This window comes from Phenylobacterium sp. (assembly GCF_030697305.1).
Classification (GTDB): Bacteria; Pseudomonadota; Alphaproteobacteria; order Caulobacterales; family Caulobacteraceae; genus Phenylobacterium.
This window is the reverse complement of the sequence record NZ_JAUYQL010000072.1, coordinates 1-5,946: the sequence shown is the minus strand read 5'-3', so window position 1 is coordinate 5,946 and position 5,946 is coordinate 1. Positions and strand designations below refer to the sequence as shown.

General features: G+C 65.6%; 7 protein-coding genes. 5 read left to right on the top strand and 2 right to left on the bottom strand.

Annotated features, from left to right (window positions below):
* A partial coding sequence (locus tag Q8R27_RS08330; protein ID WP_305698579.1) for a glutathione S-transferase N-terminal domain-containing protein occupies positions 1 to 268 on the bottom strand: 268 nt, incomplete at its 3' end.
* Between the two features lie 97 nt (positions 269 to 365).
* On the opposite strand from Q8R27_RS08330, the gene Q8R27_RS08325 reads away from it, so the two are divergent.
* Positions 366 to 602, top strand: coding sequence for a DUF2171 domain-containing protein (locus tag Q8R27_RS08325; RefSeq protein WP_305698578.1), 237 nt, complete (start codon positions 366 to 368; stop codon positions 600 to 602).
* 47 nt (positions 603 to 649) lie between these two features.
* On the opposite strand, the gene Q8R27_RS08320 is transcribed toward Q8R27_RS08325, so the two are convergent.
* Entirely contained in the window at positions 650 to 1,852 is a 1,203-nt protein-coding gene (locus Q8R27_RS08320) for a pyridoxal phosphate-dependent aminotransferase (protein ID WP_305698577.1), read from the bottom strand.
* Between the two features lie 121 nt (positions 1,853 to 1,973).
* Here Q8R27_RS08320 and Q8R27_RS08315 point away from each other — a divergent pair, with 121 nt between their 5' ends.
* From Q8R27_RS08315 to Q8R27_RS08300, 4 genes are all read left to right on the top strand, one after another.
* Positions 1,974 to 2,690: a TVP38/TMEM64 family protein gene (locus Q8R27_RS08315; RefSeq protein WP_305698576.1), complete on the top strand. Its 717-nt coding sequence runs from the start codon at positions 1,974 to 1,976 to the stop codon at positions 2,688 to 2,690.
* Positions 2,691 to 2,696: 6 nt separating this feature from the next.
* A complete protein-coding gene (locus tag Q8R27_RS08310) occupies positions 2,697 to 3,317 on the top strand; it encodes a glutathione S-transferase family protein (protein WP_305698575.1) in 621 nt (206 codons plus the stop codon).
* A 219-nt stretch (positions 3,318 to 3,536) separates the two neighbouring features.
* The gene (locus Q8R27_RS08305; protein WP_305698574.1) at positions 3,537 to 5,114 is read left to right on the top strand and encodes a 2-isopropylmalate synthase; all 1,578 of its coding nucleotides are present in this window, start codon (positions 3,537 to 3,539) and stop codon (positions 5,112 to 5,114) included.
* Between the two features lie 211 nt (positions 5,115 to 5,325).
* The coding region (locus Q8R27_RS08300; RefSeq protein WP_305698573.1) for a rod shape-determining protein at positions 5,326 to 5,946 on the top strand (621 nt) is incomplete at its 3' end.

Here is a 5,946-nt window from a genome sequence, read left to right as displayed (position 1 = left end):
CTATCTCACCGACGCGGGGTCCCAGGCCTGCGGCCGGGAAGGCGTCAGTCAGGAAGAGCGTAATGGCGGCGCTTTCTGTGATCAGCTCGCCGTCGACGACAACCGCCGGGACTTTCTTGTCGGGGTGAGGATTGCGAGGGTCGCCGAAGCCGCCTTCCTCGCCGCGGCGCACGGTGACGTATTCGATGTCGAACGGTTCGCCGAGCTCTTCCAGCAACCAGAGAATGCGGGTCGAGCGGGTCGCCGGCGAGTGGAACAGCGTGATCACGAGGGCCTCACGATTGCGGTGACGGCGGAAACCAGACGCGACTGAGTCCGTTGGACAATCACCGCGACGGTGCGGCGACTATCGATGGAGATATCCCATGATCCAAGCCTCGCAGATCCGCGAACACATGGAAGTCATCGGTTCGGACGACGGCCATGTCGGCCGCGTTGATCACGTCCGCGGCGAAGAGATCGAACTGGCCAAGATGGACCTGGGCGCGGGCCTGAAGCACCACATGATCCCGCTGAGCTGGATAGACCATGTGGACGACGAAAAGGTGCGCCTGAACATCACCAAGGATGCGGCGAAGTCCGCCTGGACTGAAAAGCACTAAGCCTGCGCCGAAACCCTCCCCGGGTCGGGGGAGGGTTTGAGCCGCGGCTATTTTACGGCCGCGCAGAAGCGCTGGATGCGCGTGCAGGCGTCTTCAAGCACGGCGTTCGACGTCGCGTAGCTGATGCGGAAGAACGGCGAGAGTCCGAACGCCGCGCCGAACACCACCGAGACGCCCTCGGTCTCCAGAAGCTCGACCGCGAAGTCGGAGTCGTTGGAGATCACCTTGCCGCTGGGCGCGGTCTTGCCGATCAGACCCTTGGCGGACGGATAGACGTAGAAGGCGCCTTCGGGCGTCGGGCAGTGCAGGCCGTTGGCCTGGTTCAGCATCGACACCACCAGATCGCGGCGTTCCTCGAACAGCTTGGCGTTGGGCTTGAGGAATTCCTGCGTGCCGTTCAGCGCCTCCACCGACGCCCATTGCGAAATCGACGACGGGTTCGACGTCGTCTGGCTCATCACCTTGGCCATGAGCTTGATCAGCGGTTCGGGGCCGGCGGCGTAGCCGATCCGCCAGCCTGTCATGGCGTAGGCCTTGGAGACCCCGTTCATGGTCAGGGTGCGGTCGTAAAGCGCCGGCTCAACCTGGGCGATGGTGGTGAACTCGAAATCGCCGAACACCAGATGCTCGTAGATATCGTCGGTAAGGATCCAGACTTGCGGATGGCGCAGCAGCACGTCGGCCAACGCCCGCAGTTCGGCCCGCGAGTAGGCGGCCCCGGATGGGTTGGACGGCGAGTTGAGCAGCAGCCAGCGGGTCTTCGGCGTGATCGCGGCTTCCAGTTCGGCTGGCTTCACCTTGAAACCGGCCTCGGCGCTGGTCGGCACGAATTTCGGCGTACCGCCTGCGAGCAGCACCATGTCGGGGTAGCTGACCCAGTAGGGCGTGGGGATCAGCACCTCGTCGCCCGGGCTGAGCGTCGAGACCATGGCGTTGTAGATCACCGGCTTGCCGCCCGGCGAGACGTTCACCTGGCTGGTCTTGTAGGTGAGGCCGTTCTCGCGCTGGAACTTGGCGACGATCGCCTCCTTCAACTCGGGGATGCCGTCGACATTGGTGTACTTGGTCTTGCCGTCGCGGATCGCCCTGATGGCGGCTTCCTTGACGTTGTCCGGAGTGTCGAAGTCGGGCTCGCCGGCGGCCAGCGAGATGATGTCGCGGCCCTGCGCTTTCAGTTCGCGCGCTTTCTGGTCCGCCGCCAGGGTGGCGGAGGGCTTGACGCGAGCGAGCGCGGCGGATTCGAGCGACATGGCGGGAACTCCCGGTCGAGGTTGAACAAACGCGCGCGGGTTTAGCCGAAGCCGGCGCGCGCGGGAACCCAGGTTCGCAGCCTCGCTTGACCCGCGATGGCGATCAGGCGACGGGAATGCCATGCGCGCCATCCTGCAATTCGTCACCAACATGGACGCGAAGGCGTGGCGCGCGCTGGCCGTGTCGTTCGTGCTGTTCGGCGGGGTTGGTCTGGTCTTCCTGTTCGGGGCCCAAGTGCTGGGGTTCGACGGCGAGGCGACCGTGGAGCGGTGGCTGGGCGTCGCGTCGAACGGTCCGTGGGCGCTGCCGGCGGCGGTGGCGGCCTTCGCCATCCTGGCCTTCCTTGGGGTGCCGCAGTTCATGCTGATCGCCGCCGCGGTGGTGGCGTTCGGCGGTTGGACGGGCTTCGCCTACTCCTGGATAGGCACGATGGCCTCGGCCCTGGTCGGCTTCTATGTGGGCCGCGCCGCGGGCGCGCGGACCTTAGAGGCGATCTCCGGCGAGGGCGTGCGCAAGTTCATGGGACTGGTGGGCCGCAACGGATTCCTCGCCAGCCTGATCGTGCGGCTGGTGCCCTCGGCGCCGTTCATCGTCGTCAACATGGCCGCCGGCGTGACGCCCATGCGGGTGCGCGACTTCGCGGCCGGCACCGCAATGGGGATCGTGCCGAAGATCGCGCTGACGGCGTTCGCCGGGAATTCGATCGTGCAGATCATGCGTGGGACAGCCGGTCGCGAGGCGCTTTGGCTTGTGCTCGTGCTGATCGCGTGGCTGGTGATCGGCTGGTTCGCAAGGCGCTGGATCAAGGCGCGAGAGGCGGCCCTGGGAGGAGACTGAAAGACCATGTTGAAGTTGTATTATGCGCCCGGAACCTGCTCGCTCGCGTCGCACATCGCGCTGGCCGAGGCTGGCGTTGATTACGAAACCCAGCGCGTGAATATGGGGGCGACCGAGCAGAGAAGCGACGCCTATCTGGCGATCAATCCGAAGGGCCGGGTCCCGGTGCTGATCACCGACGACGGGCCGCTGAGCGAGACCGTCGCGATCTTGGCCTACATCGCCCAGCGCTGGCCTCAGGCGAAGCTGGCGCCGTTCGACGATGCATTCGCCTTCGCCGAGCTGCAGAGCTTCAACGCCTATCTCGCGAGTACGGTGCACGTTGCGCAGGCTCACGTCGTGCGCGGAACCCGGTGGGCCGACGATCCGGCGGCGCTGGAGGCGATGAAGGCCAAGGCTCCGTCCAACATCGTCGACTGCTTCACCCTGATGGAGACGAAGATGTTCAAGGGCCCTTGGGTGATGGGCGAGGGCTACACGGTCGCCGATCCGTACCTGTTCACGGTTAGCAATTGGCTGGACCGAGACAAGATCGACCGCACGCAGTTTCCGAAGCTCAACGACCACTTCGAGCGGATGAAGGCGCGGCCCGCGGTGCAAAAGGTATTGGCCGAGGTGAACGCTTAGGCGCCGATGTCTGAGTTGACGGCGCGCGAATTTGTTGCGCCGTTCACCCGGATTCTGTAGAGCACTCGCATGCGCATCCTTCGCACCAGCCAGCTTCTCGGCCTGCGGCTTAGCCGCCCCTGGGCGCCTTTTTAGGCTGCGGATCTTCGCGGCCGGGCGCTTCAGGGGGTGATCTGAACCGCCCGATGTTCCCCGAAAGCCTGCGATAGAGACCTGCACATGACCCAAACTGCCGTCACCGAACCCGAGGCGCGTGATCGCGTCATCATCTTCGACACCACCATGCGCGACGGCGAGCAATCGCCCGGCGCGTCCATGTCGCTGGAAGAGAAGCTGGAGCTCGCCAAGATCCTGGAGGAGATGCGCGTCGACGTGATCGAGGCGGGCTTCCCGATCGCCTCGAACGGCGACTTCGAGGCCGTGCGCCAGATCTCCGAGATCGTCACCGAAAGCACCGTCTGTGGCCTGGCGCGCGCCGGCGTCGGCGATATCGAGCGCTGCGCCGAGGCGATCCGCAAAGCCAAGCGCGGCCGCATCCACACCTTCCTGTCGACCAGCCCCTCGCACCGCGACCACATCCTGCGCGCCAGCCAGGAGGACATCCTGGAGATGATCCAGAAGTCGGTCACCCACGCCCGTAACCTCTGCGGCGATGTGGAGTGGTCGGCTCAGGACGCGACGCGCACCGAAGGCGACTTCCTGCGCCGCTGCGTCGAGACGGCGATCAGGGCCGGCGCGACGACGGTGAACATCCCCGACACCGTCGGCTATACCTATCCGTCGGAATACGAGGCGATCTTCCGCGACCTGATGGAGAACGTTCCCGGGTGCGACACGATCATCCTGTCTACCCACTGCCATAACGACCTGGGCCTGGCCGTGGCCAACAGCCTGGCCGGCGTGCAGGGCGGGGCGCGGCAGATCGAATGCGCGGTCAACGGCATCGGCGAGCGGGCCGGCAACGCCGCGCTCGAGGAAGTGGTGATGGCGCTGAAGGTCCGTGGCGACCGGCTGCCCTATTTCACGGGGCTGGAAACCCAGCATATCACGCGGTCTTCGCGCTACGTTTCGGCGATCACCGGTTTCCCGGTGCAGTTCAATAAGGCGATCGTCGGCAAGAACGCCTTTGCGCACGAGAGCGGCATCCACCAGGACGGGATGCTGAAGGATCGCGGCACCTACGAGATCATGACACCCGAGAGCGTGGGGCAGGGCGCGACCAACCTGGTGATGGGCAAGCACTCCGGCCGCCACGCCTTCCGCGAGAAGCTGAAGGGCATGGGCTACGAGCTGGGCCAGAACGCGCTGAACGAGGCGTTCCAGCGATTCAAGGACCTGGCCGACAAGAAGAAGCACGTGTTCGACGACGACATCGCCGCCCTGGTGGACGATGCGCTGGCGAGCGGGGCCGATCGCATCCAGGTCAAGCGCCTGCGCGTCGTGGCCGGCACCGAGGGCCCTCAGCAGGCCGAACTGACCATCGCCATCGACGGCGACGAACGCAGCGCCCAGGCGACCGGCGATGGTCCGGTGGACGCGGTGTTCAACGCGATCCGCGAGGTGGTGCCGCACACCGCGATCCTGCGGCTGTTCCAGGTCCACGCTGTGACCGAAGGCACCGACGCGCAGGCCCAGGTCTCCGTGCGCCTGGAGGACGACGGACGCATCGCCACCGGCCAGGCGGCGGACACCGACACGCTCACCGCGTCGGCCAAGGCCTACGTCAACGCGCTCAACAACCTGTTCGCGCGCAAGGAGAAAAGCGCTCCGGACGCCAAGGTCGCGAGCGGCTTCTGATTTAACTGCGGCGGGTGCGAGCGCCTTCCTGCGACTCCCCCGCCGTCACCCTGCGACAATGCGAAACGACGCCGTGTTCGATAAGCCTTGAAATGAACCGTTCAGCAGGGCAGAGGTCGGCGGTCTGCAAGCGAATTCTGGTGCGCGCCGGGGGCGGCGATTCGGCATTCGTAGGCGACGTAAAAGCCCCTTTCAGCCCCAAGGGCCCTGCATGATTTCGTCCCTCTTCGGCGCCATCTCGAACGACATCGCCATCGACCTCGGCACGGCCAACACCCTCATCTACATGAAGGGCAAGGGGATCGTGCTGAACGAACCTTCGGTGGTGGCGCTGCGCAACGTCGGCGGACGCAAGGTCGTCCACGCCGTCGGCATAGAGGCCAAGCAGATGCTGGGCCGCACGCCCGGGCACATGGAGGCTATCCGCCCCATGCGAGACGGGGTGATCGCCGACTTCGAAGTCGCCGAGGAGATGATCAAGTACTTCATCCGCAAGGTGCACAACCGGAAGGGTTTCGTGAACCCGAAGGTCATCGTCTGCGTGCCGTCGGGCGCGACGGCGGTGGAGCGCCGGGCGATCAACGATTCCTGCCTCAACGCCGGCGGACGCCGCGTGGGCCTGATCGATGAGCCGATGGCGGCCGCGATCGGCGCCGGCCTGCCCATCCACGAGCCGACCGGCTCGATGGTCGTCGACATCGGCGGCGGCACCACCGAAGTCGCGGTGCTGTCCCTGTCGGGCATCGTCTATTCGCGTTCGGTCCGCGTCGGCGGCGACAAGATGGACGAGGCGATCATCAGCTACATGCGCCGCAACCATAACCTGCTGATC